Below are 26,137 nucleotides of genomic sequence, written 5' to 3' on the forward strand. Positions count from 1 at the left end.
CCGGCCGCCGTACCCTGAGCCGGTGACGATCCCCGACCTCGAGAGCCTGCACGCGCGCGGAGCGGCCCAGCAGCCGACGTACCCCGACCGTGCCGCGCTCGACGCCGCCGTGGCCCGTCTGCGCACGTACCCGCCCCTGGTCTTCGCCGGCGAGTGCGACGCGCTCACCGACCAGCTGGCCGCGGTCGCGCGCGGCGAGGCGTTCGTGCTCCAGGGCGGCGACTGCGCCGAGACCTTCGCCGGCGTCACCGCCGACAACGTGCGCAACAAGCTCCGCGTGCTGCTGCAGATGGCGGTCGTGCTGACCTACGCCGCCTCCGTGCCGGTCGTGAAGGTCGGTCGGATCGCCGGGCAGTACGCGAAGCCGCGCTCCTCCGACACCGAGACCCGCGTCGTCGACGGCGAGCAGGTGACCCTCCCGGCGTACCGCGGGGACGCCGTGAACGGCTTCCCCTTCACTGCCGAGGCCCGCATCCCGGACCCCGAGCGGCTCGTCGACGTCTACCACTCGTCGTCCGCGACGCTGAACCTCGTGCGTGCCTTCGTCACCGGCGGCTACGCCGACCTGCGCGAGGTCCACACCTGGAACACCGACTTCGTGCGCGACTCGCCCGCCGGCCAGCGCTACGAGATGCTCGCCGGCGAGATCGACCGCGCGATGACCTTCATGAAGGCCATCGGCGCCGACCCGAGCGAGCTCGCGACCACCCAGGTGCACTCGAGCCACGAGGCGCTGGTGCTCGAGTACGAGCACGCCATGACCCGCATCGACTCCCGCACCCAGGCGCCGTACGACGTCTCGGGGCACTTCGTGTGGATCGGTGAGCGCACCCGACAGCTGGACGGCGCCCACGTGGAGCTGCTGCGCCACATCCGCAACCCCATCGGCGTGAAGCTCGGGCCCACCACCACCGCGGACGACGCCATCGCGCTGGCCGAGCGCCTGAACCCGCACAACACCCCGGGCCGGCTCACGTTCATCACCCGCTTCGGCGCGCAGAAGATCCGCGACGGGCTGCCGTCGCTGGTCGAGAAGGTCACCGCCGCCGGCCTGGCCGTCGCCTGGATCTGCGACCCGATGCACGGCAACACCTTCGAGGCGTCGTCCGGCTACAAGACCCGTCGGCTCGACGACGTCACCGACGAGGTGCAGGGCTTCTTCGACGTCCACCGCTCCCTCGGCACCTGGCCCGGCGGCATCCACGTCGAGCTCACCGGCGACGACGTCACCGAGTGCGTCGGCGGCGGCGAGGAGCTCGCCGAGATCGACCTGCACAACCGGTACGAGTCCGTCTGCGACCCGCGCCTGAACCGCGTGCAGTCCCTCGAGCTGGCCTTCCTCGTCGCGGAGATGCTCCGCCGCGCCTGAGCGCGTCGCGGTCCCAGGGGACTCACCCGCCTCGGGTTTCACCAGCCGGCTGGTGAAACCCCGACCTGGCCCCCGGAACTTCGGGGGCCAGGTCGGCACATCGTCAGCCGGCTGGTGAAACCCCGCGACCGACCCCGCGAGCCGCCCACGACGAGCGCCCACGGACCGGCACCCGGCCGCCCACGAGCAGCCGCGCGGCGTCTGGTTGGCTCGGAGGGTGGACGCACCGATCGACCTGAGGTCCGACACCGTCACCCGGCCCACCGAGGCCATGCGGGCCGCGATGGCCCGCGCGGACGTCGGGGACGACGTGTACGGCGAGGACCCCACTGTCGCCGCGCTCGAGGAGCGGGTCGCCGCGACGCTCGGCCACGAGGCCGCCCTCTTCACCCCGACGGGGTCGATGGCGAACGTGCTGGCGGTGCGCACCGTGGTCGGCGTGGGCCAGGAGGTGCTGTGCGAGGCCTCCGCGCACATCGCCCGCGCCGAGCTGGGTGCCCACGCGGCGTACACGGGGCTGACGATGCGGACCTGGCACCACCCCCGCGGCGGCGTGGACCACGAGCAGCTCGAGCGCATGTACGCCCCCGACCTCGGGCCCTACTTCGTCCCGACCGCGGCGATCGCGCTGGAGAACACGCACAACTTCGCCGGCGGCGCGGTGCTGCCCCTGGCGGACCTGCAGCGGGTCCGGGCGTTCGCGGACGCCCAGGGGTGCGCCGTCCACCTCGACGGCGCCCGGATCTGGAACGCCCACGTCGCCACCGGCGTCGACCTCGCGACCTACGGCCGCCTGGTGGACGTCGGTGCCGTGTGCCTGTCGAAGGGCCTCGGCGCGCCGGTCGGCTCGCTCGTGTTCGGCAGCGCCGACGCGATCGCGGAGTCGCGGGCGTGGCGCAAGCGGATGGGCGGCGGCATGAGGCAGGTCGGCGTCCTCGCCGCCGCGGGCCTCCACGCGCTGGACCACCACGTCGAGCGCCTCGCCGAGGACCACGCCCACGCCCGGCTGCTGGCCGAGGCGTGCGGCGTCGACCCCGGGGAGGTCGACACCAACATCGTCGTCGTCGACGTGCCCGGCGGCGCCGCCGAGGCCGTACGACGGGCCGCCGCGCAGGGCGTCCGCGTCGGGGCCGTGGGCCCGCGGACGCTGCGGGTGGTCACCCACCTCGACGTCGACACCGCGCAGGTCGAGCGGGCGGCGACGGTCCTGCGCGACGTCCTGTCGGTCTAGCTGTCGGTCCCGCGGGAGGCCCGACGCCGACGGCCCCACCTCCCCGGACGGGGGAGGTGGGGCCGTCGTCGCTGTGAGGGCGGGCGCGTCAGTCCTGCGCGCCCACGACCTCCTCGACCAGCACCTGGCCCGACCCGACGCGGTCACCGTCGGTGTCGACCACGGCGACCTCGCCGAGCAGGGAGCGGCCCTCGCCCGGGTCGGACTCCGCGGTCAGCTCGCCGGTGACGGTCCACGTCTCGCCGGTGGCCCGCTGGGCGTCGGTGTCGTCGAGCGTGAGCGTGCCGTAGCCCGGCGCGGCGACGACGTCGCGGTAGTCGTACTCCGTGGTCCCGGAGGGGACGGCGTACCCGTCGACCTCGGCGATCCACGTGCCCGCCTGCGGGTTGGCGACGCGGACGGCCTCCTCGGAGGTGCCGCCGGCCGACTGGGCCCGCAGGACGCAGTTGTCCTCCGTGGCGCAGAAGTAGAGGAACAGGTCGAGGTCGGACCCGGCGTCGGACGGGTTGCCGATCTGCACCGACAACGACGTGGCGCCCGTCGGCACCTCGATCTCCTGCTCGGTCTGCGCCAGGTCCGCGATCGTCGGCCGGTCGATGAAGGCGCTGCTCAGCGCCCCGCCGGTCGCCCGGCCCTCGAAGGCCGCGAACTGGTTGGTGATCTCGTAGCTCCGCGCGACGGGCTCACCGACCACGGCCTGCTCGACCACGTCCGGGTCGGGCGAGACCACGGCACCGAGGACGGTCGCCTCGACGGTGTAGCGCGCCGTGTTCGTGTCGGAGGTGCGACGTCCGTCGACCACGACCTCCCAGACGCCCGGGGTCGGGTTCAGGGTGGTGCGGCTCGTCGGCTCACCGGTGGCGCAGCTGCCGCCCGGCGTGACCACCGGGGTGTAGCAGGACAGCGAGCCGGCCGGGTCGACGGGCAGGCCGTCGGGGCTGAAGCGGCTGAAGCGGATCTGCCCGGCACCGGCGGCCTCGCCGCCGCCCGCCAGGTCGACGCGGAGCGCCGTGGCGCCCTCGGGCACGCGGACGAACAGGCTCTTCGTCTCGTTGCGACCCACCGTGCCGCGCTTGCGCACGGTGAACCCGTTGCCCTCGCCCGCGACGTTCGGGTTCACGACCACGTTCATCGTCTGGCCGTCGACACCGGTGGTGTCGGGGGAGTCCAGGCGCATGACCGCGGAGTGCGCGCCCCTGCCCTTCGGGGTGATGCGGACGGGGACGTCGACCGCCTGGCCGAGCGGCAGGTCCACGCTGGACGGCGAGGAGAAGGTGCCGTCGTTGCCGACCCACGAGATGGCGAACGGGTGGGTGCCCGGACGACCCTCGGTGCGGGTCACCGAGTAGGTGCGGGTGTAGCTGCCGGTCACGCCCTCGCGGTCGTGGATGCCGACCCCGACCCCGGGCTCGGCGAGCTGGTCGGCGAGGACGGTGTTGACCTGGACCCGCGTGTCGATCGTCTCGCTGTCGACGCCGGCCTTGAGCAGCTGCCAGGCGGCGGCGACGTCGACGACACCAGTGCCCTGCTCGGCGGCGTCCGCCTCGGGCATGAAGCGGGCACCGGACATCAGCGCGGTCCGCAGGGCCTCGGCCGAGGGACGCTCACCGTCGTTGAGGCGCTTGTAGGCGCCGATGAGGAGCGCCACGGCGCCCGTCGTCTGGGGCGCGGCCATCGAGGTGCCGTTGAACTGGCTGTAGCCCGGGGGCAGGGCGTAGGTCCCGGCGACGGGGCCTCCCGGCTGCCACGGCGGCGTGGTGGAGATCGCCGAGCCCGGGGCGGCGAGCTGCGGCTTGAAGCCGCCGTCCTCGCGGGGGCCGCGGGAGGAGAACTGGTGCAGGTCCTCGGCGGCCGTCACCTCGGCGCCGTAGTTCGACAGCCACGTGTCGTCGGTGATGGACGACGCCACGCTCAGTGCGTTGCTGGACACCGACGGGTCGCCGACGGTGTTGAGGCCGGCGCCGGAGTTGCCGGCGGAGATGACGAGCTGCATGTCGTACTCGTCGATGACGCGGTTGTAGAGCTCCGCGCGGGCGTTGTCGCCGTCGTTGAGGGCGGGCAGGCCACCGATCGAGATGTTGACGACGTCGGCGCCGTTGCGGGCGGCGTACAGGACGCCGTCGACGAGGCCGGAGCTGGTGCACGAGGTCGAGGCGAGGCAGGCCTTGATCGCCATCACCTTGGCGCCGGGGGCGGCGCCGTCCATGGCCCCGCCGAACAGGGAGTGGCCGGTCGCGATGCCCGCGACGTGCGTGCCGTGGCTGCCGGAGATGCCGATCCCGACCCAGGGGATGCCGGAGCCGTACTGCGACCGGTCCGTCTGGACGACGAACGCCATGCGCTCGCGGATCGCGGTCTGCTCGTCGTCGACGCCGAAGAAGCCGACGTCCTTCTTCACCTTGTAGTCGATCATCCGCTTGGAGTCGGTGAAGTCGCGGTCGCCGTCGAGGTCGACGAGGACCTCCTTGGTGGTGGTGTCCTGCAGGACGCCGATGTTCTCGCGCAGGACGCCGTCGCGGTCGAGGTCGGCGCCGAAGTCGCTGCCGGCCTGGCCGAGGTCCTGGGCGCCCTCGTTGAGCACGGCGAAGCTGTACGGGCCGCCGCTGGACGGCGCCGTCCACGTCTGGCCGCCGGTGGTGAACTCACCGGTCACGGTCGTGGACGACATCCGCAGCCAGGTGCCGTCGCCCGAGGTGGGGGAGTTGGCGTTGTACCAGTCGACGACCTTGCGCTGGCCCTGCGAGGTGCTGCGCAGGGCGGGGTGGTCCATGTCGACGCCGGAGTCCAGGATCGCGACGGTCACGCCGCGCCCGTCGCGGGCGCCCCGGGCGAACTGGGCCGCGCCGGTGTCCTGGGTCGGCATGTAGGGGTTGACCCGCGGGGTGTCGGCGTCGGGCGCCGGCTGCGGCTTCGGGTCCTCCTGGCCGCGACCGACCGGGCGCGGGTCGTCCAGCTCGACGACGCCGTCGACGTCGACGGCCTTGACGGTGCCGAGCCGCGGCACCTCCTCGGCGGCTTCGATCGGCACGGAGACGCGGAGGTAGTCGACGGACTCGTCGCGGGCCTCGACCCGACCGCCGAGGTCGGCGAGGTCGGCGAGCGCGGCGTCGCTCTCGCCCTCGCCAGCGGCGACGAGGAGCGACACGCGACGCTCGCCCGCCTCCTCGGCGGCGGCCAGCCGCTGCTGGTCGACGGGCCCGAAGGTCTTGTCGGGGGTGCCGACCTCCGCCGGGTCGGCGACGACCCCGGCGGGACCGCCGGCTGCGCCACCGGAGCCGCCGGGTGCGGCGTACGCCGGGGCAACCGAGCCGAGGGTGGTGGCGGTGACGGCCGCGGCGGCGAGGGTGGCCACCGCGGTGAGAGCGCGGCGCTGTCGGCGCGCGCGCAGGGGTGAGGGATTCACAGAGTGGTCCGTTCCGAGAGGGGGTTCCGAGAGGTGCTGCGAGCGGCGCTCCCCGCGGCGGCGGCCGGGACCCGAGAGATGCTGACCGGTCTGGACCAGTGCGGTCGTGGGGGCGCACACCGTTCTAACCCGGCCCGGATCGCTTCGTCCATGGCTGGGAGGTCACGGAACGGACTCGGTCGGTCCGTGGGGCCGCCCCGTAGCGTCGGGGGACATGGGAGGGGTCAGGTCCGCGGGACGGCGATGGCTTGCGGTCACCCTCGGCCTGGCGGTGTTCGTCGCCGTCGCGGTCGTCGTCCGGTCCTGGCCCGCCGCCGACGACGACGTGGACGCCGCCACGCTCGCCGACCGCGTCCAGGACTCCGTCGACCGTCCCTGGTCGGGGTACGTCGTCTCCCAGGGCACCCTCGCGCTCCCCGACGCCGACCGCTTCTCCTCGGTGGGCGACCTGCTGGGTGAGCAGACCCGCCTGCGCGCCTGGTGGCGCGGCCCGGACGCCTGGCGGGTCGACGAGCTGCGCCCCGCCGGCGAGGTGGGGCTGCGCCACGAGGGCGCGCTCACCACCGAGTGGAGCTACGAGACCGGCATCGCCGAGGGGACCGCGGAGCGCTACCGCGACCCCGACGTCCGCCTGCCGCGCACCGTCGACCTGCTGCCCCCGGAGCTCGCCCGCCACGTCCTCGCGGGCGTCCGCGACGACGAGGTCAGTCGCATCGGGGCGCGGCGCTTGGCCGGCCGCGACGCCCTCGGGCTGCGCCTCGTGCCGTCCCTGCCGCAGGCCAGCGTCCGCCGGGTGGACGTCTGGGCGGACGCCGAGACGTCCGTCCCGCTCTCGGTGGAGGTGTACGGCGACGGCGACGACCCCGTGCTGTCGACGGCGTTCGCGGAGTTCGACGACACCGAGCCCGCCGCGTCGACGGTCGCCTTCGACCCGCCGCGCGGGGTGGTCGTCGAGGACGAGGACGTCCTCGACATCGTCGACGCGGTCAGCCGGTTCGCCGAGGCGGTGCCGCCGCGACGCCTCGCCGGCCTGCCGCGGACCCGGGACTCCGCCGGCGCCGTCGGCGTCTACGGGCGCGGGGTGACGCGTGTCATGGCCCTGCCGCTCGACGAGCGTGGGGCCGGCCCGCTGCGCGAGCAGCTCGCCCTGACCCCCGGGGCGTCGGTGACCCCCGAGCGGACCGTCGCGGTCCTCGGGCCGCTCGGCGTGCTCGTGACCGACGACGGCGACGGCGACGGGTGGCTGGTCACCGGCCTGGTGACGCCCGAGACCCTGGTGCGCGCCGGGCGCAGCCTGACCCCCTCGTGGGCGTTCACGACGACCGCGGCCCCGATGACGACGACCGGAGGCACCCCGTGACCGAGCCCGTCATCCGCACCGCGGGGCTGACCAAGCGCTTCGGTCGCGTCACCGCGGTCGACGGCGTCGACCTCGACGTCCGCGAGGGCGACGTGTACGGGTTCCTCGGCGCCAACGGGTCCGGCAAGACGACCACGGTGCGGATGCTGCTCGGCCTCGTGCTCGCCACCCGGGGCGAGGCGGAGGTCCTCGGACGGCCCATGCCGCGCCACCGCCAGGAGGTGCTGCCGCAGGTGGGGGCGCTCGTCGAGGGCCCCGGCGCCTACGAGTCGATGTCGGGCCGCGCCAACCTGCGCCTGTTCGACGCGATGGGCTCCGCCGGACCCGCGGGAGGCCGTCGTACCCGCGAGCGACGCATCGGCGAGGTGCTGGAGCGCGTGGGGCTCGGCGGCATCGACCGGCGGCCGGTGAAGGCGTACTCGCTCGGCATGCGCCAACGGCTCGGCCTCGCGTCCGCGCTGCTGCGCTCGCCGCGCCTGCTCGTCCTCGACGAGCCGACGAACGGCCTCGACCCGCAGGGCATCCACGAGATCCGTGAGCTGCTGCTCGAGCTGAACCGGGGTGGGGTCACGGTGTTCCTGTCGAGCCACCTGCTCGCCGAGATCGAGCAGATGTGCACCCGGGTCGGCGTGCTCGACCGCGGGCGCCTCGTGCTCCAGGACGACCTGGCGGCGCTGCAGGGCCCGACGGGTCGCACCGAGGTGGTGACCGACGACCCCGGCCGGGCGGCGTCCCTGCTCGGAGACGCGGTCGAGGGCCGGGACGGCGACCGCCTGCTCGTGCGGGCCGACGACACGGGCACCCTCAACCGGCGCCTCGTCGAGGCCGGCTGCCGGGTCACGCTGCTCGCGCCCGAGCGTCGGACCCTCGAGCAGGTCGTGCTCGCCGCGTCCGCGGGTGCCGGCGACCGCAGGGAGAGGGCCTCGTGATCCGCGTCGAGCTCCGCAAGCTGCTCTGCAGCCGTCGGACGTGGGTGACGATCGCGCTGATCGACGCCCTGCCGGTGCTCGTGGCGGTCCTGCTGGCCGTCACCGGGGTGGGTCCACGGCCGGGCACGGGCCCGGCGTTCCTGTCCGCGGTGCTGACGGACGGCACCCTCTACCCGCTCGCGGCGCTGGCCATGGTGGTGCCGCTGTTCCTGCCCGTCGCCGTCGCGGTCACCGCGGGCGAGGCGGTCGCCGGCGAGGGCCAGGCGGGGACGCTGCGCTACGTGCTGATCCGCCCGGTCGGCCGCACCCGGCTGCTCGTCGCCAAGCTCGTCGCGGTCGTCGTGTTCGCCCTGCTGGCGGTGGTCGTCGTGGCGGCCACGGCGTACGTCGTGGGGGTGCTGCTACTCGGCCAGCAGGACGTCACCACCGGGACGGCGACCTTCTCGGGCACCTCGCTGACCACCCCCGAGCTGGTGCTGCGGACCCTGATGTCGCTGGCGTACGCGATGCTGTGCATGCTCGGCGTCGCCGCGATCGCGCTGTTCTGCTCGACGCTCGTCGACACCCCGCTCGCCGCCGCGCTGGGCGCGATCGCCGTCCTCATCGCCTCGACCCTGCTGCTCACCCTCGACGCCGCGAGCGCCCTGCACCCGTGGCTGATCACCCGCTACTGGCTGGCGTTCACCGACCTCTTCCGCGACCCCATCTTCTGGCGCGACATCCTGCGCGGGATCGGCCTGCAGCTGCTGTACGTCGCGGTCTTCCTGGGTGCCGCCTGGGCGAACTTCACGACGAAGGACGTCACGCGGTAGGTCGCCACAACCGCGGGTCGAGGTCCGGTGAGGTTCCCTGGCGCCTCGACCTGCGCCGCGTCACGGCCTCCTACGCTCGGCCGCGATGGCTCAGCAGACCGAGGCCCGCGGGGGGCCGCTCGGGACGTCGACGCCCAGCGCGTCGAGGACCATCGCGATGACGGCGGGGTCGGAGGGCAGGGCGCCGTGCTCGACCCGGAGACCACCGCAGACGTCCTGGACGGCGTACGCCACGGAGCCGTCCAGCCTGCCGGACGTCGGCGGGACGACGACCTGGTCGCCCTCGGTCCAGATGCTCACCCACTGCGGACCGTCCGGTGTCTCGTCGCCGGCGTTCAGCCCGGCGAGGAGGTCGCTGTCGGTGGTGAGCTGGCGGCAGGCCTGGGGGCAGGTGTCGGGGGCGAGCCCGGCGCCGAGGTCGGCGACCTCGGTGCCGTGGTGGGGCGACCCGAGCGTCACGACCCGCCGCGCCAGCGCGTCGCCGCCGTCCTCGGCGACCCACAACCGGGCCACGACGCCGCCGGCGGAGTGCCCCACCACGTCGACGGAGTCCGCCCCGGCCTCGCGGGCCGTCTCGGCGGCGACCCGGCCCAGCGCCGCAGCCTGGGCGCGCAGGTCGCCGGTGCCGCCGTCCACCGGGTCGACGACCACCACCTCGCGTCCCTCGGCCTCGAGCGCGTCGGCGAGCGGCTGCAGCCCGGCGCCGGTCGCGCCGTACCCGGGCACCAGCAGCACCGGTCCGGGCTCGTCCTGCGCCACGGCGACCGGGTCGTCGTCGCCGAGGAGGGCGGTCGCTCCGAGGGCCGCTGCGGCGAGGAGCGCGAGCGCCAGCACGCCACCGACGAGGAGCACGAGGCGGCGCCGTGCGGGCGCCAGCGAGTCCAGCACGGGCGTCAGTCGCGTGCCGGGCGCGGGACGCCCTCGAGCGCGACCTCGCTGATCGCGGTGTAGTCGCGCCGGTCCGGCCCGCCGCCCGGACCGGACACGCGGGTCAGCCGCAGGCGCAGCGTCGAGGTGGTGCGCGGGCGGATGTCGGTGCGCTGCACCTGCGCGACGTCGTCCAGAGAGTGGACGACGCGCGAGCCGTCGTCGAAGTACCACTCGACCTGGCGGATGCGCCGGTTGCCGGCGTACCAGTCGACCGTCCGGCCCCCCGAGGACCCGGTCTTCGCGTAGCCGTTGAGCAGGCCCACGGTGGTCAGGGTCACCGGGCTGGAGAACGTGAAGGTCAGGACCATGCCCTGCCCGTCGCCGACCATCCGCCAGGCGGTCTCGTCGCGGCCGTCCAGCATGTTCGGGGCGGCGTACCTGACGGTCCGGCCGGCGAGGTCCTCGTTCGGCGGGGCGGTGGACGGCGCCGTGGCGTTGGTCAGCGACGTCACGGGCTCGGCGTCGCGCCGCGCCTGCGCGGCGCCGGTGGGCCGCCCGTCCTCACGGGGGCCGTCCTGGCGGGCCCCGCCCCGCCGGGTGTCCCCGTCGCCACGGGGCCGCCCGGCCTGCCGGCCCTGGTCACCCTCGCTGCGGGAGGTGCCCGGCGAGCGGGCCTCCTGCCGTCCGTCGTCGCGGACGCCCTGGAGAGACACGCTGCTCGTGGTGACGACCGGCTCGGGCCGGCTGCCGAGGAAGACTCCGGTGCCGGCGGCCAGCGCGACCGCCATCGCCGCGGCGACCCAGGGCAGCACCGGTCGCGACAGGGGCCCGCGCCCGGGGCCGGAGGACCCGCCTGCCGCGGGGGCCTGCGCGGGCACCGGTACGAGCCGGTCGGCGGTCGACGTGGTGGGGGTCGTCGGGGGGACCGGGTCCGTCGTGCCGGTCGACGGCTCGTCGGCGTACAGCGGCCAGCGGGGCGGTCGCGGCAGGTCGCCCGAGGGCTCCGCCGGGACCAGGACGGGCGGCAGGGAGCGGGTCTCGTCGCCGGCCTGGTCGTCCGGCCTCGCGCCGAGGCCCAGGTACGCCGGGAGGGCGAGGTCGCGCTCGTCCGCCGGGACGACGGGGAGCGGGGTGCGCTCGGCGGTGTCGGTGCGCCAGTCGGACCAGCCGGACGACATCACGGCCTCCCTCCAGGACGACGACGGGCCGGGAGCCCTCCACGGTAGCGGCAGGGTCCCGGCCCGTCGTGCGGCCGTCTCCGGCCGTGGGGTCCGTCGGCGGTCAGCCGTCGGCGCGGCTCGCGTCCGCGGCCGACGCCTCGCTGCCGGCGCCCTCGGTCACGAGGTCACCCGAGATGGACTCGAGGTGCGCGCGCACGAACCACTGGAACTTCTCGAGCTCGGCGGTCTGCGCGATCACCATGTCCTCGGTGATCGGGTCGATGTCGCCGGAGGTCTCGATCACCTTGCGGTTGTCGGTGATCGCGCCGGTGTAGACGAGGTCGAGCGCCCCGAGGTGGGCGAGCGAGCTGTCGCGGCCGAGGGAGTAGTCGTCCCACGTCCGGTCGGCGACGATCGCGCCCGGGGTGCCCTTGGGCGAGCCGCCGAGGGTGGCGATGCGCTCCGCGACCTCGTCGGCGTAGCCACGGACGAGCTCGACCTGCGGGTCGATCATCTCGTGCACCGCGATGAAGTGCGGCCCGACGACGTTCCAGTGGACGTGCTTCAGGGTCAGGTGGAGGTCGTTGTACGCGGACAGGCGGCCCTGCAGCAGACCGATGATGGTCTGGGCCTGCTCGCCGGTCAGTCCGGGGACGGTGTAGGACACGGTTCTCCTTCGGTGGATGACGTCGTGCGTGCGGTCGTGCGGTCGTGCGGTGCTACCGGGGCAACACCGCGGTGGTGCGGGGGATTCCGGCGGCGCCGGCACGGGCCCGGGGGCTCAGCCCAGGAAGGTGCGGACGTCCAGGTGCTCGCCGTCGTCGGTGTCGATGGCGTCGACGAGCCGCTCGAGGACGTCGTCGGGCACCTCGACGCCGGCCTGGGAGACGGCGCCGTCGAGCTCGGTGCGGATCGTGTCGCGGGGAGCGGACTCCTCGTACGAGACGACGCGGTCGACGGCGGCCTGGAGGGCCTCCACGCGGGGGTCGTCGTCGGGGGTCTCGGGGGTGACGGGTTCGGTCATGGCCTCGGGGTACCCACTGACCGCACACCTGTCTCCCGGACGTCCTGCCCCCCCGCCAGGGTGCGCCTCCTAGGGTCGGGTCCGTGAGCCGACGAGCGCCCGCCCTCCCCGTTGCCCTGCTGCTCCTCGGCGTCCCCGCGCTGGCGTCCTGCGGCGGTGACGACGACGCCGCGGCGCCCGAGGGTCCCGGGGACGAGGTCTCGCTGGGGGAGACCCTCGACCCGTCGGCCGACGCGGAGACGCTGCCACCCGACGTCGCCGAGGCCACGACGGAGCTGCGCGGCGCGGTCCGCACCTTCAGCGACGCCCTCCTCACCGGCGACGGCGAGCTCGCCTACGCCTTCTACACCGCCGAGTGCCAGACGCGCGTGCCACGGGGGACCTACCTGCTGATCGTGACCCGCGCCGGCGAGGTGTACGGCGAGCCGCTGCCGTTCGCGACGTACGACGCGACGACCTCGCGCGAGGACGTCGACGGGGAGCCGACGGAGGTCGCGGCGGTCGACTACACCTTCCGGGGCGCGGACGGCCTCGTCCAGTCGGACGAGGAGTGGACCCTCACCGACGACGGCTGGCGGCTCTCGGACTGCTGAGCCGTCCCGGGCCGGCCGGCGGGCCGGCCCGTCAGAGGACGGTCAGCGTCACCGTCGACCCGGGCTCGACGGTCTCGCCCTCGCCGGGGTCGACGTCGGTGACGTAGCCGAGCTCGAAGATCCCGCCGCCCTCCTCGACGACGACGAGGCCGAGGTCCTCGAGGGTGCGCCGGGCCTCGTCGACGGTGCTGTTCACGATCCCCTCCGGGATGACGACGCCCTCCGCGCCGGTCGAGACCACGATCTCGAGCGTCTCGCCGGGCAGCAGCTCCTCGCCCGCGCCGGGGGAGCTCGACACCACGAGGCCCTCCTCGACGGTGTCGGAGGACTCCTCGGTGCGGACGACCTCGAGGCCGGCGTCGGTGTAGCGCTGCTCCACCTCGTCGGCGTCCTGGCCCGCCAGCTCCTCGACGGTGACCGGCTCGGGGCCCAGGCTCACCACGATCGAGACCCGGCTGCCGGGGCTGAGCTCGGTGCCGGCCTCCGGGTCCGTCCCGACGACGTCGCCCTCGTCGATGCTGTCGCTGTACTGCTCGAGGCCGTCGCCGACCACCAGGTCCAGCCCGAGCAGGGCGTCCTGCGCCTGGTCCTCCGTGCGGCCCCGCAGCCGCGGCACCTCGACGCGCTCGGGCCCGAGGGAGAGCGTCAGCGTGACGGTGCCGCCGTCGAGCACCCGGTCGCCCCGGGCGGGGTCGGTCGACATGACCTCGCCGGCGGGCACGGTCTCCGAGTACTCCTCGGTGACCTCGGCGTCGAGGCCGACGTCCTGCAGTCGCTCGGCGGCGGCCTGCTCGTCGAGACCGACCACGCCCGGGGTGTCGGTCCAGCGGCCGAAGCCGAGCCACCAGCCGCCCGCTCCCGCGGCGAGGAGGAGCACCAGCGCCCCGACGAGCCAGGCGCGGCGGCGCGAGCGCCCGCGGCCAGGACGCCCGGAGCCGGCCGTCCGTGCGGCGGGTCCCCGGGGGCCGGAGCCGCCCGGCCGGGCACCCGGGGGCACGGGGGCGGGCGCCGGCGGGGCGTACGCCGGCACCGCCGGGAGGTCCCGGGTGTCGCGGCGTCCGTAGCGGTCGGGCCGGTCGGGCTGGTCGGGCTGGTCGGTGGCACCGGGGCGGACCCGCGTCTGCGGGCCCCGCTCGCGCGTCGGGTCGGGCCGGGGGAGCGCGACGGGTGGCTCCGCCGCGGCCGCGTCGTCGGCGGGGGGCCAGGGCGCGTCGCCCCGTCCGGAGCCGAACAGCCACGTGTCGCTGTCCTCGGTCCCGCCGACCGCCGGGGCCGCCACGGCCGCGGCCTCGTGCGTGGGGTCGCCGTCGGGCCCGGCGGCGTCGTACGGCGTGGGCGCCTCGGGCGGCGGCGGGGGCACGGGCCGCAGGTCCTGCACCAGGTCCGGGTCGTCGACGACGCCGGCGTCCAGCGCCTGCAGCACCCGGCGGACGTGGCGCAGGAGCACGCCCGCGTCGGCGGGCCGCTGGCCGGGGTCGCGCACGCAGGCCCGCGCGACGAGCGCGTCGACGTACGCCGGGACGCCGGGCACGCTCGCCGACGGGGCGGGCACGTCGGTGTGCACGTGGTGGTAGGCGATCTGGATCGGGGTGTCGCCGCGGTGCGGCTTGAGGCCGGTGAGCAGCTCGTGGAGCACGATCCCGGCGGCGTAGACGTCGACGCGGGGGTCGGCCCGGCCGTCGGTGAGGAGCTCGGGGGCGAGGTAGGACACGGTGCCGATGAGCACGCCGCCGGTGGCCGTGTGCTGGCTCTCGGCGCTGACGGCCTTGGCCAGGCCGAAGTCGGCGACCTTGACCCGGGCCCCGGCCTCGGTGTGGCCGGGGCTGACGTCGGCGATGAGGACGTTCTCCGGCTTCACGTCGCGGTGCACGATCCCGGCCCGGTGGGCGGCGGCGAGCGCGGCGAGGACCGGCTCCAGGGTCCGCAGCGCGCGGGCCGGCGGCATCGGGGCCTCGTCGCGGACGACGTCGCGCAGCGTGCGCCCCGGCAGGTGCTCCATGACCAGGTAGACCAGCCCGCCGTCCTCCCCCTGGTCGTGGACGGCGACCACGTTGGGGTGCGACAGGCGGGCCGCGGAGCGCGCCTCCCGCACGAAGCGGGCCACGAACTCCTCGTCGTCGCCGAGGGCGCTGTGCATGACCTTGAGGGCGACCGTGCGGTCGAGGCGGGTGTCGGAGGCGACGTGCACGGTGGCCATGCCGCCCCGGGCGATCCTCGGCCCGACGCGGTAGCGGCCGTCGACGAGGCGCCCCTCGAGGGACTCCTCGGCGGGGCCGCGCTCGCGCACGTGACCGTCGCTCATCGTCCCTCCTGCCGGGCCGGCCCCCTGCCGGTGGTGGCCCATCGTACGAAGACCCACCCCCGGAGGACGGGCCACGCGCGCGGGCCGTGTCGCGGGTGCGCCACCATGGACCCATGAGCAGCACGCCCGCCCAGCCCTCGAACGACCCCTTGGACGGCCCCCTCGCCGAGGCCGACCTCGACGCCCTCGTCGACGAGTGGGGCGACTGGGCGGCGGTGGCCGACCTCCTCGACGTGCCGCGCACCCGCGTCGGCACCCTGCTGGCCGAGCACCGTCTCGCGGGCGCCGTCCCCCGGCCGGGCGCCGGTCAGCAGGTGCCCCTGGCGTTCGTGCAGGACGGCGAGATCGTCAAGGGCCTGCCGGGGCTGCTGACCGTGCTGCACGACGGCGGGTACGACGACCGCGAGTGCATCGCGTGGCTGTTCACCGACCTCGGGCTGCCGGGGCGCCCCATCGACGCGCTGCGGGAGAACCGGGGCAGCGAGGTCAAGCGCCGCGCGCAGGCGATGGCGCTCTAGCGGACGCCGAGTCGGCCCGGACGCACGCGCCGAGGACGCCGAGTCGGCCCGGACGCACGCGCTCAGGACGCCGAGTCGGCCCGGACGCACGCGCCTAGGACGCCGAGTCGGCCCGGACGCACGCGCTCAGGACGCCGAGTCGGCCCGGACGCACGCGCCTAGGACGCCGAGTCGGCCCGGACGCACGCGCCTAGGACGCCGAGTCGGCCCGGACGCACGCGCCTAGGACGCCGAGTCGGCCCGGACGCTCAGGCGCTGCGCGACGTCGCGGCAGCCCCGAGGGCGCGCAGGGCCCGGGTGGCCTCGTCGTCCAGCCCGGCACGGTCGAGCGCCGCGTCGGAGAGGGCCACCAGCTCGCCGATGGCGTCCTCCACCTGCTGCTGCGCGCCGCTCTCGACGATCAGTCGCTGCAGGCGGCGCAGCGTCGCGGCGTCGTGAGGACGCCCCAGCGCCGCGGCCAGCTCGTCGGCGTCCCCGGGACGGCCCGCGGCCCGCAGGCCGTCCAGGGCGAGCGCGACGAGGACGGTCTGCTTGCCCTCCACCAGGTCGTCCCCGGAGGGCTTGCCGGTCACGGCGGGGTCGCCGAAGACGCCGAGCAGGTCGTCGCGGAGCTGGAAGGCCTCGCCGAGCGGGAGCCCGAAGGCGCCGAGCGCGTCCTGGGTGGCGGCGTCCGCGCCCGCCAGGGCGGCGCCCAGGTGCAGCGGCTGCTCGACGGAGTACTTGGCGGACTTGTAGCGCAGCACGCGCATGGCCTCGGAGACGTCCTCGAGCCCGCGGGCCTGCACCGAGATGTCGAGGAACTGGCCGGCGATCACCTCGGTGCGGCACAGGTCGAGGACGTCGAGGGCCGCCGAGACCCGCTCGGGCTCCAGGCCGCAGCGGCGCAGCAGCTCGTCGGACCAGCTGAGGAGCAGGTCGCCGAGCAGGATCGCCCCGGCGGCGCCGTACTGCTCGGGGCGCCCGCCCCACCCGGCGGCGCGGTGCTCGGTCTCGAGGGCGCGGTGGGTGGAGGGGCGGCCGCGGCGGGTGTCGGAGGCGTCCATGTAGTCGTCGTGGACCAGCGCGCTCGCGTGCAGCAGCTCGAGGGAGGCGCACGCCCGCAGCAGCGCGGTCTCGTCCGCCACCTCGGGGCGCACCGCGCGGTAGCCCCACCAGCAGAACGCCGCCCGCAGCCGCTTGCCGCCGGCGGTCGCCGTGCGGGCGCCGTCCAGCAGCCGGACGGCGTCCGCACCGAGGGGCTCCAGCCGCCGGGCCATGGCGTCGAGGTGCGCCGTCACCTGCGCGGAGATCGCGGCGCGGAAGTCGGCGTCGTCGCTGTCGGGCACGAGGCGAGGCTAGTCGGGGCGCCGGTGGACGGTCCGATGGGCGTGCGGGTCGCCTGCCTAGACTCGAGCACCGTGGCCGATGACCAGCAGCAGGAGCCGACGGCGACCGTGCCGGAGGCCTTCCACGAGCCCCGCGACGCGCGGCGCAGCATCGCCGGCCTGATCGCGGCGGGGGAGCGGTCGTTCTCCTTCGAGTTCATGCCCCCCAAGGACGAGGCCGGCGAGGCCCAGCTGTGGACGGCGATCAGCGAGCTCGAGCCCTACCGGCCCACCTTCGTCTCCGTGACGTACGGCGCGGGGGGCTCCTCGCGTGACACCACGGTCCGGGTGACGGGCCGCATCGCGCGCGAGACCTCGATGGTGCCGATGGGCCACCTCACGTGCGTGGGTCACACCGAGGCCGAGCTGCGGTCGATCCTGGCGTCGTACGCCGACGCGGGGGTGCACAACGTGCTGGCGCTGCGCGGCGACCCCCGGGAGGGCCCCCGGGCGCCCTGGACGCCGACCCGGGGCGGGTTCACCCACGCCGAGGAGCTCGTCCGGCTGGCCGCCGAGGGCGGCTTCACCGTCGGCGTCGCCGCGTTCCCCGGCGTCCACCCCGGCGCGGAGTCGATCGAGCGGGACACCGAGGTGCTGCTGTCGAAGCAGCGCGCGGGCGCGGAGTTCGCCATCACCGACATGGTCTTCCGCGCCGCGGACTACGAGGCGCTGCTCGAGCGCTCGGCGGCGCGCGGCGTGACCTTCCCGATCCTGCCGGGGATCATGCCGATCCTGAACGCCGGCCAGGTGGCGCGCATGGCGGAGCTGTCGGGTCGCGAGCTGCCGGCCGAGGTCCGCGAGCGGATCGAGCGCCGCGGCGACGACCGGGCGGCCGTCCGGGCCGAGGGCATCGCGATGGCCGCCGAGCTCTGCGAGGAGCTCGTCGCGGCGGGCGCGCCGGGGCTGCACTTCTACACGCTCAACCGCTCGACGGCGACGCGGGAGATCTTCTCGGCGCTGCGCATCGCCGTCTGAGCCGTCCGAGCCGTCTGAGCCGTCTGAGCCGCCTGAGCCGTCCGGGGCGGGCCCGCGGAACGCCCTCAGACGGCCGGCACCTCCTGGGCCACCAGGGCGGAGGCGAGGCCGACGAAGGCCAGGCCCGGTCCCGCCGCGGCGTGGGCGCCGGTCGCGAGCACGCCCGGCACCGGCGTCCGCGGGCCGAGCCGCTGCCGCTGGGTGGCGCGGCCGTCCCAACGGACCCCGAGCGGTGAGCCGCCCCACCGCTCGGCGCTGGCCCGCGGCGAGAGGTCCAGCCGGGTGACCACGTGGGGGCGGACGTGGAGCCCGCGCTCGGCGAGCGCCCGCACGGGGTCCTCGGCGCCGCGGCCCCGCGCCAGCACCGTCCAGGCCGCCCCGCCGTCCGGCGCGGACCCCGGCGGCTGGACCCGGACGACCAGCAGCGGGTCGCCGTGCAGGACCGTCTCGTGGTGGGCGAGCGGCGGCAGCTCGCCCTCCAGGCCCAGGTGGGAGACCACCGGTGGCATCGCGGGCTGCGAGGCGGCGACGTACGGGGCGAGGGCGGGCAGCCGCCGCGGGTCGATCGCGCAGACCACGACGTCGGCGTCGACCTCCCCGTCGGCGCTGGCCACGGCCACGGCGCGGCCGCCGCGCACCACCACGTCGGTCACGGGCGTGCGCAGCCGCACGTCGGCACCGCGCTCGGCGAGCCGGGCGGCGAGGAGCTCGGTGACCACCGCCATGCCGTGCGGGGTGGTCCAGGTGCCGAAGCGCTGCTCGAGGTGGGCCACGACCCCCGCCCACGCGGGGACGCCGGAGAGGTCGTGGCCGTCGACGTCGTACGGGTGGGCGGCGACGAGCCGCAGCCGCCGGTCGCGGAGGCCGCGCCGCGCGGCCCGGCGCAGCGAGGTGCGGGACGCGAGCATGCGGGCCGTCTCCGGACGGCCGACGTCCGGCGACCAGCGCCGCTCGAGCAGGTCGGTGCGCAGGAGCTCCCAGGTCTCGGTGTACGACGCGACGTACGACGCCCACTGCTCACCGAGGCCGGGGGACAGGGCGTCGGCGGCGCGGACCTGCGCGCCCCGGGAGCCGCCGGGGAGGGCGAGGGACGTGCCGTCGGCGAACCGGTGCTCGCGGAGCACCTCGAGCTGGACGAGGTCCAGCTCCTTCTCCAGGGGGCGCCCGCTCTTGCGGAACAGGTCGCGCAGCACGGCGGGCAGCAGGGTGTAGGTCGGGCCGGCGTCCCAGCGGTGCCCGTCCTGCTCGAGGCGGGAGCACGCGCCCCCGGTGACCGCGGCGGCGTCCAGGACGACGACGTCGTGGCCGAGCCGCACCAGGCGAGCCGCGGCGGCCAGTCCGCCGAACCCGGCGCCCACCACCGCCACCCGCGCCATGGCGCCAGGCTAGGTGGGGCACGGCCGTTCGACGTGCGCGGCCTCACCCCGACCGGCAGAATGGGCGGTCCACACGGACGCGGGAGGCACCATGGACGACGTCACACGGCCCGAGGTGGTCGCCGGGGCTGCCGTGGACGCCGGGCCCGCCGCCGATGCGCCACCCGCCTCGGTGCGCGCGGCCTCGACGGTCATGGCGCTGCAGGGCCTGCTGCTCGCCGCCCTCGTCGCGGCGACCGTGCTGTGGGAGGACGTGCTGGTCACGGCCTGGGCCTCGGACAACCCGGCCGCCAACGCCGTCGTCCAGGAGGGCGGGCTGACCGCGCTCGACGAGTCGCCGGTCGCCGTCCCCGACTTCGTGCCGCTCGCCGTGGTCGTCTTCCTCACCCTCGTGCCGATCGGCGCGGTGCTCGCCGCGATGCTGCGCCACCGGGCCGCCTGGGTCCGCTCCTGGCTCACGGCCGGGGCCGCCGGCGGCGTGCTGGCCGCCGTGCTGGCCACGCGGACCGGCGCGCCGCTCGCCTTCACGGTCCTCGCCGTCCTCGCCGGCGTCACCTGCGTCGCGCTCCTCGCCTGCCTGTGGCACCCCGCGACGACCCGGTGGCTCGCCCGCCCGGCCCGGGTCGCGACGGCCTGACACCCTCCTCCACCCGCACGGTGGAGGGTGCTTGACCCGGGCCGTCGGCCGACCTACTCTTGACTCATCGAACACGCGTTCGATCGACCGCGGTGGCGTCGCCTCGACCCCGGCGTCACCGCGGTCAACCCCCGGGTCGAGTCCCCGTTCCCCGACGGGCGGTCGGCGCCGCCCGCACCTCGCACCCGGAGGAGCCAGCGCATGCGACCCGAGCCGTTCCTGCACCCCCAGGCCCTGCCGGCCACGACGCACGCCTACCTCGACCGGTCGGCGGCGTCGCTGGCGGAGGCGGTGGCCACGCCCGACGTGCGTCGCCGCTACGCCACCGCGCACGTCTCCGCCCTCCAGGCTGCGGCCGCGCTGCTGGCGGCCAGGGCCAACCCCGACCCGCGTCGGCGGCAGCGCAACGCCTGGGTGCTGCTCACCCGGGTGGCGCCCGAGCTCACGGAGTGGGCCCAGTTCTTCGCGGCCGGTGCCCCGAAGCGGGCCGCGGCCGAGGCGGGTGCGCGGGACGCCGTCACCGAGCGCGAGGCCGACGACCTCGTCCGCGACGCCGACCGCTTCCTCGCCACGGTCGAGTCCGCCCTGGGCCTGGTGCCCCACCGGACGGGCCCGCAGCGCACGGCGGTCGCGGGCCGCGTGCTGCACGACCTCGAGCGGCCGTCCGCCTAGCGGGCCCGTGCCGCCGTCGGGCGGAGCCGCCCGGACGCCCGTCCGACACTAGGGTGGGCGCATGCCCGCGCCGACACCCGAGCGACCCTCCGAACGTCGCGGCGCCGCGCGGACGACCGTGCTGTGGGCGACGCTGCGCGACGCGCTGCCGTCGGAGCCGGGCGACGTCCTCGACGTCGGGGGCGGTACCGGGGGTCTCGCCGTCCGCGTCGCCGAGCTCGGCCACCGTGTGACCGTCGTCGACCCCAGCCCCGACGCCCTCGCCATGCTGGCCCGCCGCGCCGACGAGCGAGGTGTCGCCGACCGGGTCCGCGGCGTCCAGGGCGACCTCGCCGACCTGGGCTCGGTCGAGCCCGTGGACGCCGTCCTCTGCCACGGCGTGCTGGAGGTGGCACCGGACCCCGCGGCCGCCCTCGGCGCCCTCGCCGGGTGCCTGCGCGCAGACGGCGTCCTCAGCCTCGTCGTGGCCCAGCGCTACGCGGCGGTCCTCGCCCGGGCCATGGCCGGCCACCTGGTGGCCGCACGCGAGCTGCTCGCCGCCGGACCGGGCGACGTCCCCGCCGGTGGCCCGGGACGGGGCCGTCGGTTCACCCACGAGGAGCTGCGCCCGCTGCTGGGCGACGCCGGGCTGGACGTCGTGTCGGTCCACGGCGTGCGCGTGTTCGCGGACCTCGTGCCGGGGGCCCTGCTCGACCTCGAGCCGGGTGCCGCGCAAGCCCTCGTCGAGCTGGAGCAGGCCGCCGCCGCGCGCCCGGAGCTCTTCCCGCTCGCCACCCAGCTGCACGTGGTCGCACGCGGCGCGCGGACCTGAACGACCGGCCCCCGATCGGGGGACTGCTGATTTCCCCACCTTGGGTACCGTCGGGGTCGGAGGCTGCCTAGAATTGCCGCCTCATCCTCTTCGGGGTCCGACCGGACCCTCGTGTACCTGGGAGGTCCCCTTGCCGCTCTCGGAAGAGGAGCTGCGCATGCTCGAGCAGATGGAGCGCGCGCTGGTCGAGGAGGACCCGAAGCTGGCCTCCACGCTGCGGGGCACGACCTTGCGCCGCGCGGCTCGCCGTCGCGCGATCGGGGCCGGGGTGGTCTTCCTCGGCGGCATCGCCGTCATGCTCGGCGGCGCGGTGTCCGGCTACACCGTCATCGGCGTCGTCGGGTTCGTGATCATGCTGGCCTCCGCCACGCTCGGCATCGCGGCCATCCGCAGCCGTCAGCAGGTCGGCGACGGTGGCCCGTCCGACGCGGCTCACGAGCCCACCGGCGGCCCGTTCACCGTCATCGAGGGCGGACGCAGCCGCGGCCGCAACCGTCAGCGCCGCCAGCGCGAGCGCTCCTCCGGCTCCTTCATGGAGCGCATGGAGGAGCGGTGGCGCCGACGCCGCGAGGGCGGCCAGGGCTTCTAGCCCACCACCCGCACACCGCCGAGTCGGCCCGAACGCACCCGCTGAGCGCGCCGAGTCGGCCCGGACGCACCCGCTGAGCGCGCCGATCGGCCACCGTCACCATCGCCGGTCGAGCTTGTCGAGACCTTCGACGGGAAGACCTACCACCCGGGGATCTTGCCCAGGCTGCGCAGACGTGCCGACTCGACCCCGTGCGGCTGAGCAGATGTGCCGACTCGACCCCGTACGCCTGCACAGACGTGCCGACTCGACGCCGTACGGCTGCGCAGACGTGCCGACTCGACCCCGTACGCCTGCGCCGATGTGCCGACTCGACCCCGTACGGCGGGGGTGCCGGCTCGGCGGGCCCGCTCAGGCGAGGCGGTCGACGACGGTGCCGGGACGCCCCGCCTGTGACGCCGTACGACGGGTGGCCGCGGTCGGCGTGGAGGTCCGGGGGGCGCCGGGCAGGGCCGAGGCGGGCGCCCAGCGCGCCAGCAGGCGCTGCCGGCCGCCGGTCCCAGCGGCCAGGGCGACGCGGACGGCCTCGACGTCGGCCTGCAGGTCGGAGGCGCCGGTGCCGCCCGGACCGCCCGGGCCCGCGCCCTCGGCGGAGGCCGGCGCGTAGCGCTCCCGCTCCACGGCGGCCGCGAGGCGGCGCAGCGCGGCGACGGCGGCGGCGTGGTCGCGCGCCCCGGGCGGCGGCCCGGGCTCGGGGTCGGGGGGGAGCAGCGGCTCGAGCAGGGCGAGGGCCTCGCGGGGCGACCGACCGTGCGGCCACGGCCGGCGCAGGTCGACGACCGTGTCCCGCAGCTCGGCCCACGCCGCCTCGACGGGGTCCGCCGTGGTGCGCCGGGCCTGACGCGTGCGGCGCCGGAGCAGCGACGGCGCGGCCAGCAGCAGCGCCACCAGGGCGAGGCCGCCGGCGGTCAGGCCGGCGGTGCGCCAGGCGGCGAAGGGGGAGGTGGCGGCGGCGGTGGCCTCGACGGCCGGGGTGCGGGGGGCCGGCTCGGGGACGCCCTGCTGGCCGCCGCCCTGCTCGGGCAGCGGGGCGTCGCCGGCGCCGGGACCGGCCTCGGGAGCGTCGGGCTCCCGGTCGCCGCCGAGGCCGCGCGTGTAGTCGGGGACGGCCGACGCCCGGCCCGCGGGGGTCGGCTCGAACCGCACCCAGCCGGAGCCGGGGAAGTACAGCTCGGGCCAGGCGTGCAGGTCGTCGGAGGAGTACTCCCACACCGCGTCGGCGCCCGCGCCGCCGCCGACCTGCTCCGGTTGCAGGAAGCCCACGGCGACGCGCGCGGGGATGTCGAGCGCACGCGCCATGACCGCCATCGCGGAGGCGAACTGCTCGCAGTAGCCGATCCGGCCGTCGGGCCCGTCGTCGAGGAATGAGACGAGGTCGTCGGCGCCGTTGCCGCTGTCGGCGTCGAGGCTGTAGGTGAAGCCGCCGTCGCGGCGGAACCACTGCTGCAGCGCGACGGCGCGGTCGAAGTCGGTCTGCGCCCCGTCCGTCACCGCCCGCGACAGCTGGCGCACCTCGAGCGGGAGGTCGTCGGGGAGCTCGGTGAACTCGCCGCCGACCGCGCTGCTGCTCGGTGTCGAGGCGTTCAGGGCGGCCGTGGTGACGTCGAGGTCCAGCCCGGTGGCGGTGTAGTTGAGGCCCGCGGTGGTGAGGTCCTCCTCGGCCGCGATGAAGTCGCGGGTGGCGAGGTCGTACTTCCACAGGCCCTCGGCGTCCACCCGCTGCGAGGGGAACGGCGTGGGCAGCCAGGCGGACACGAAGTCGTCGGAGACCTCGAAGCGCCACTGCTCCTCGCGCCGCGCCACCGTCTCCGCGACGCCCTCGGGGGCCGGCATGAGCCCGCTGGCGCTCTGGTCGTCGGGCAGGTCGCGGTCACCGCTGGTCCACGCCTCGTCGGAGAAGCGGTTGAGCACCGAGATCCGCAGGTACGACGGGTCGGGGTCGGAGGTCGAGAACCGCAGCAGCGGGGTGTCCTCCGGCCGGCGCAGGTCGCGGCGCAGGTCCGTCATCGGGTTGGTCAGCGAGATCTCCCGGTCGCCGCCACCGGTCCCGTCGCCGTCCAGCAGCCCGAGCCCGAGGGTCGGCACCACCAGCGGGACGACGAGGGCCAGCCCGGTCGCCGACGCGCCCAGCCCGAGGGCGGTGCTGCGCACACCGCCGGTGCGGACGCCGAACCCGCCGGCGGTCCCGCTGTCGGTGCCGGCCGGCAGCGTCTCGTCGCTCGTGCCGTCGGGGGCGTCCCAGCGCTCGAGGTCGGCCGCGGTGCTCTGGTACAGCATCCACACGAAGCCGGCCGCGGGCACCGCGAAGACCCACCACGCCACGTCGCCGCCCAGCATGCTCACGGGCAGCGTGTAGACGGTCAGCAGCGGCAGCCCGGCCAGCGACACCATCCGCAGGCTGCAGACCAGCACGTCGACCAGCAGCAGGCAGGCGAGACCCGCGACGAGCAGCAGCGGCTCCACCGGCGGGACGTCGCCCCCGACGGGCGCCGCGTAGCGACCGGCGCTGACGACGGCGTCCTCGAGCACCCGACCGGCCAGGGCGAGGGTCTCGGGGGTCGGCAGCCACGACCCCGTCGCACTGCGCAGGACGCCGAGCGCGGCGAGGGCCACCTGCACCATGACGACGAGCGGGCCCGGTGTCCGGACCGCCCGCAACGCCGTGCCGCTGACCGCCACGACGAGGCCGATCGCCAGCAGGGGCACGAGGAAGCGGTCGGGGTTCTCGGTGAACCCCCGCCAGGCCATGGTCGTGGCCCACGCGGTCAGGCACGCGGTGACGGCGAGCAGCAGGTCACGACCACCGGGCAGGCGCCCGCGCCGGTACGCCGCGCTCATCGGGCCGCCCCCGCCACCGGGTCGCCCGTCGCGGGCGCGGCGACCGGGGCGCCCGCCGCCGCCGGGTGGGCCAGGCGGGACCAGCTCACGTCGAGGGGCTCGGAGGGGCGCAGCTCGGCCATCCGCCAGCCCTGCCCGGCGACCACGGCGGCCGTGGTCACGGCGGGTGGCGCCGAGCCGGCGGAGGCCCATCCGGACAGGTCGACCGGCAGGGCGATCGCCGTCCCGGCGTGGTGCCGCATCCGCCGCAGGTTCGCCGCGTCGCCCGGCTCGGAGCCCCCGAGCACGGCGACGAGGATGCCGCCGCGGGCGGCGTCGGTCAGCCAGGAGGTGTCGAGGTCGATCCGGCTGGTCGGGGTGAGCACGGCGAGCGCCTCCAGGAGCGCCGTGGAGTCGGCCACGCCCCCGACCCGGTCGTGCCAGCCGGCGGTCGGGTGCTCGCCGGAGGCGGTCACGAGGCGCACGAGGTAGCCGCGCCGGGTCAGGTGCACCGCGACGGACGCCGCCGCCCCGACCGCGAGCTCGAGGGACGACGCCGCACCCTGCCCGCGGTGGGCGCGAGCCCGGTCGTCGACCATGACCGTCGCGCGTGGCTGCCAGGGCTGCTCCTCGCGCCGCACCATCAGCTCGCCGGTCCGCGCGGAGCTGCGCCAGTGCACCCGCCGCAGGTCGTCGCCGACGCGGTAGTCGCGGACGGTGACGTCCTCCGCGCTGCCGGTGGCGAACGACCGCGGACGCTCGTCACCGGCGCCGGTCCACTGGCCGCCGAGGCCGATGGGCGCGAGGGGCACCACCGCCGGGACCACGACCAACGACGCCTCGGAGCGGAACGAGCGGCCGACCTCGACGAGGCCGAAGGGGTCGCTGACCCGGACGTCCATCGGCCCCACCGGGTAGCGGCCGCGCACCCCGGGTCGCACCGGGTAGGAGACGTGGCGGCGCCAGCCGTGGCCGATGCCCTCGAGCACGAAGCGGGGACGGGAGCCCAGCGCGTGCGGCACGTGGTCCTCCAGCAGGAGGACGCCGGTGGGGGTGCGTCCCTCGTTGACCAGCAGCAGGTCGACGCGGGCGGGCTCGCCGACGGTGACGGTGGCGGGGGAGAGGGTCCGCTCCAGGGTCAGCCGGTAGCGGCTGCGTCCGATCACGAACGCGGCCAGGAGCGGCAGCAGCGCCACGAGGACGCCGACCCGCACCAGGGCCGACTGGCCGAGCACGACGGCGCAGACGACCGCCGTCGTCCCGGCCGCGACGAACGCGCGGCCGCGGACCGTCAGTCCCGCCAGGGCCTCCCGCACGGTCCGCGC

Annotated in this window: 22 protein-coding genes; 12 read left to right on the forward strand and 10 right to left on the reverse strand. The window is 76.1% G+C overall.

All coding sequences use genetic code 11. From position 1 onward, the window contains the following. Positions 1-22: 22 nt before the first annotated feature. The gene (locus tag MJ876_RS17100) at positions 23-1,369 is read left to right on the forward strand and encodes a class II 3-deoxy-7-phosphoheptulonate synthase (RefSeq protein ID WP_240238182.1); all 1,347 of its coding nucleotides are present in this window, start codon (positions 23-25) and stop codon (positions 1,367-1,369) included. Between the two features lie 217 nt (positions 1,370-1,586). Further along, complete coding sequence (locus MJ876_RS17105; protein WP_308192614.1) at positions 1,587-2,600, forward strand: threonine aldolase family protein; 1,014 nt, start codon at positions 1,587-1,589, stop codon at positions 2,598-2,600. Between the two features lie 88 nt (positions 2,601-2,688). Here the strand turns inward: MJ876_RS17105 and MJ876_RS17110 are convergent, their stop codons facing one another. Further along, a complete protein-coding gene (locus tag MJ876_RS17110; protein WP_240238184.1) occupies positions 2,689-5,952 on the reverse strand; it encodes a S8 family serine peptidase in 3,264 nt (1,087 codons plus the stop codon). 265 nt (positions 5,953-6,217) lie between these two features. Between MJ876_RS17110 and MJ876_RS17115 the strand changes: the two genes are divergently transcribed. The 3 genes from MJ876_RS17115 to MJ876_RS17125 are packed head-to-tail and all read left to right on the forward strand — an operon-like array spanning position 6,218 to position 9,104. Then, positions 6,218-7,363 carry a hypothetical protein gene (locus tag MJ876_RS17115; RefSeq protein WP_240238187.1) on the forward strand — a complete coding sequence of 382 codons (1,146 nt, stop codon included), beginning with the start codon at positions 6,218-6,220 and terminating at the stop codon, positions 7,361-7,363. Further along, positions 7,360-8,292: an ABC transporter ATP-binding protein gene (locus MJ876_RS17120; protein ID WP_240238189.1), complete on the forward strand. Its 933-nt coding sequence runs from the start codon at positions 7,360-7,362 to the stop codon at positions 8,290-8,292. The genes MJ876_RS17115 and MJ876_RS17120 overlap by 4 nt, the downstream gene beginning before the upstream one ends. After that, positions 8,289-9,104, forward strand: a complete 816-nt coding sequence (locus MJ876_RS17125; RefSeq protein ID WP_240238191.1) for an ABC transporter permease — start codon at positions 8,289-8,291, stop codon at positions 9,102-9,104. The genes MJ876_RS17120 and MJ876_RS17125 overlap by 4 nt, the downstream gene beginning before the upstream one ends. Positions 9,105-9,194: 90 nt before the next feature. On the opposite strand, the gene MJ876_RS17130 is transcribed toward MJ876_RS17125, so the two are convergent. From MJ876_RS17130 to MJ876_RS17145, 4 genes are all read right to left on the reverse strand, one after another. After that, positions 9,195-9,992 carry an alpha/beta fold hydrolase gene (locus tag MJ876_RS17130; RefSeq protein WP_240238193.1) on the reverse strand — a complete coding sequence of 266 codons (798 nt, stop codon included), beginning with the start codon at positions 9,990-9,992 and terminating at the stop codon, positions 9,195-9,197. A 5-nt stretch (positions 9,993-9,997) separates the two neighbouring features. Further along, positions 9,998-11,152, reverse strand: coding sequence for a hypothetical protein (locus tag MJ876_RS17135; RefSeq protein WP_240238195.1), 1,155 nt, complete (start codon positions 11,150-11,152; stop codon positions 9,998-10,000). Positions 11,153-11,255: 103 nt separating this feature from the next. Beyond that, on the reverse strand, positions 11,256-11,801 hold the full coding sequence (locus MJ876_RS17140; RefSeq protein ID WP_240238197.1) for a Dps family protein: 546 nt from the start codon (positions 11,799-11,801) through the stop codon (positions 11,256-11,258). Positions 11,802-11,915: 114 nt separating this feature from the next. Beyond that, positions 11,916-12,158: a hypothetical protein gene (locus tag MJ876_RS17145; protein ID WP_240238199.1), complete on the reverse strand. Its 243-nt coding sequence runs from the start codon at positions 12,156-12,158 to the stop codon at positions 11,916-11,918. 83 nt (positions 12,159-12,241) lie between these two features. On the opposite strand from MJ876_RS17145, the gene MJ876_RS17150 reads away from it, so the two are divergent. Beyond that, positions 12,242-12,751, forward strand: coding sequence for a hypothetical protein (locus tag MJ876_RS17150; RefSeq protein ID WP_240238201.1), 510 nt, complete (start codon positions 12,242-12,244; stop codon positions 12,749-12,751). A 31-nt stretch (positions 12,752-12,782) separates the two neighbouring features. Here MJ876_RS17150 and MJ876_RS17155 read toward each other — a convergent pair whose 3' ends face one another. Beyond that, the gene (locus MJ876_RS17155; protein WP_240238203.1) at positions 12,783-15,053 is read right to left on the reverse strand and encodes a Stk1 family PASTA domain-containing Ser/Thr kinase; all 2,271 of its coding nucleotides are present in this window, start codon (positions 15,051-15,053) and stop codon (positions 12,783-12,785) included. Positions 15,054-15,166: 113 nt separating this feature from the next. Here MJ876_RS17155 and MJ876_RS17160 point away from each other — a divergent pair, with 113 nt between their 5' ends. Beyond that, positions 15,167-15,571 carry an Rv2175c family DNA-binding protein gene (locus tag MJ876_RS17160; RefSeq protein ID WP_240238205.1) on the forward strand — a complete coding sequence of 135 codons (405 nt, stop codon included), beginning with the start codon at positions 15,167-15,169 and terminating at the stop codon, positions 15,569-15,571. Positions 15,572-15,819: 248 nt separating this feature from the next. On the opposite strand, the gene MJ876_RS17165 is transcribed toward MJ876_RS17160, so the two are convergent. Further along, complete coding sequence (locus MJ876_RS17165) at positions 15,820-16,896, reverse strand: polyprenyl synthetase family protein (RefSeq protein ID WP_240238208.1); 1,077 nt, start codon at positions 16,894-16,896, stop codon at positions 15,820-15,822. Between the two features lie 72 nt (positions 16,897-16,968). On the opposite strand from MJ876_RS17165, the gene MJ876_RS17170 reads away from it, so the two are divergent. Next, positions 16,969-17,910 (forward strand): methylenetetrahydrofolate reductase, encoded by a 942-nt coding sequence (locus tag MJ876_RS17170; protein WP_308192615.1) that lies wholly within the window; start codon positions 16,969-16,971, stop codon positions 17,908-17,910. 65 nt (positions 17,911-17,975) lie between these two features. Here the strand turns inward: MJ876_RS17170 and MJ876_RS17175 are convergent, their stop codons facing one another. Continuing rightward, positions 17,976-19,286 (reverse strand): NAD(P)/FAD-dependent oxidoreductase, encoded by a 1,311-nt coding sequence (locus MJ876_RS17175; RefSeq protein WP_240238210.1) that lies wholly within the window; start codon positions 19,284-19,286, stop codon positions 17,976-17,978. 91 nt (positions 19,287-19,377) lie between these two features. Between MJ876_RS17175 and MJ876_RS17180 the strand changes: the two genes are divergently transcribed. From MJ876_RS17180 to MJ876_RS17195, 4 genes are all read left to right on the forward strand, one after another. After that, the gene (locus tag MJ876_RS17180; protein WP_240238212.1) at positions 19,378-19,923 is read left to right on the forward strand and encodes a hypothetical protein; all 546 of its coding nucleotides are present in this window, start codon (positions 19,378-19,380) and stop codon (positions 19,921-19,923) included. Positions 19,924-20,124: 201 nt separating this feature from the next. Continuing rightward, positions 20,125-20,595, forward strand: a complete 471-nt coding sequence (locus MJ876_RS17185) for an SAV_6107 family HEPN domain-containing protein (RefSeq protein WP_240238214.1) — start codon at positions 20,125-20,127, stop codon at positions 20,593-20,595. Positions 20,596-20,656: 61 nt separating this feature from the next. Continuing rightward, positions 20,657-21,406 (forward strand): methyltransferase domain-containing protein, encoded by a 750-nt coding sequence (locus tag MJ876_RS17190; RefSeq protein ID WP_240238216.1) that lies wholly within the window; start codon positions 20,657-20,659, stop codon positions 21,404-21,406. Positions 21,407-21,536: 130 nt separating this feature from the next. Next, positions 21,537-21,995, forward strand: a complete 459-nt coding sequence (locus tag MJ876_RS17195) for a DUF3040 domain-containing protein (protein ID WP_275695181.1) — start codon at positions 21,537-21,539, stop codon at positions 21,993-21,995. Between the two features lie 351 nt (positions 21,996-22,346). On the opposite strand, the gene MJ876_RS17200 is transcribed toward MJ876_RS17195, so the two are convergent. Together MJ876_RS17200 and MJ876_RS17205 are read right to left on the reverse strand one after the other, a co-directional pair. Further along, positions 22,347-24,833, reverse strand: coding sequence for a DUF3488 and transglutaminase-like domain-containing protein (locus MJ876_RS17200; RefSeq protein ID WP_240238221.1), 2,487 nt, complete (start codon positions 24,831-24,833; stop codon positions 22,347-22,349). Then, positions 24,830-26,128: a DUF58 domain-containing protein gene (locus MJ876_RS17205; RefSeq protein ID WP_240238223.1), complete on the reverse strand. Its 1,299-nt coding sequence runs from the start codon at positions 26,126-26,128 to the stop codon at positions 24,830-24,832. Before MJ876_RS17205 ends, MJ876_RS17200 begins: the two co-directional genes overlap by 4 nt. Positions 26,129-26,137: the final 9 nt, after the last annotated feature.

This window comes from Nocardioides sp. CFH 31398 (genome assembly GCF_022436705.1).
GTDB lineage: Bacteria > Actinomycetota > Actinomycetes > Propionibacteriales > Nocardioidaceae > Nocardioides.